The organism is Vibrio sp. 970 (assembly GCF_033339075.1).
Window position 1 is genome coordinate 1 of sequence record NZ_JAWOTW010000343.1, and the last position, 685, is coordinate 685.

The 685-nt window shown below is 45.5% G+C and carries 1 protein-coding gene; it reads left to right on the forward strand.

All coding sequences use genetic code 11. The features are described 5' to 3' along the window. On the forward strand, positions 1-685 hold a 685-nt coding region (locus R7Q11_RS26550; RefSeq protein WP_225467044.1), incomplete at both ends, for a LysM peptidoglycan-binding domain-containing protein.

The window sequence follows — 685 nt, forward strand, 5'->3', positions numbered from 1 at the left end:
TGGCAATGCATTTGTCACGAACACGAAAGACCGCAATGTGAACCAAACTTTGCTCGATCTCCAGTTCAGCCATTCGCAAAAAGAAGGCTACAAGTTGGCGACCGAAATTTTGGGTGAAATGGGACGCGTCGCGCATCTACACAACACCAAGCCAATCAACACTAGCTTGGCAGTATTGCGTTCGCCACAAATTCCATCGGTCCTTGTAGAGACTGGATTTATCTCTAACCCAACAGAAGAGAAACTGCTGTTCCAACGCGCGCACCAAGATAAGTTAGCGCAGGCTATCTCTAAAGCGGTGGTTAAATATCTAAAAGATAACCCACCTGAAGGCACGGTGTTCTCACCTTCCTCTAAACCAATGGTGCACATTGTTAAGCGTGGTGAGTCGCTGTCTGTGATTGCGAATAAATACGGTACTAACTCGAAAGCGTTGATGGCTGAGAACAAGTTGAAATCGACCAGCTTAGCGGTTGGACAAAAACTGCGTATTCCGTCAGCTGGCAAGATCCAAGTGCCAAGCAAGCCTATTACAGTAGAGACTGAAACGATTACTCATACCGTTAAATCGGGTGAGTTCTTGGGTAAGATCGCAAGTCACTATAAAGTGAAGCTGTCGGATATTCGTCGTCAGAACAACTTAAAATCCGATACCTTATGGGTTGGTCAAAAACTTAAGATCACC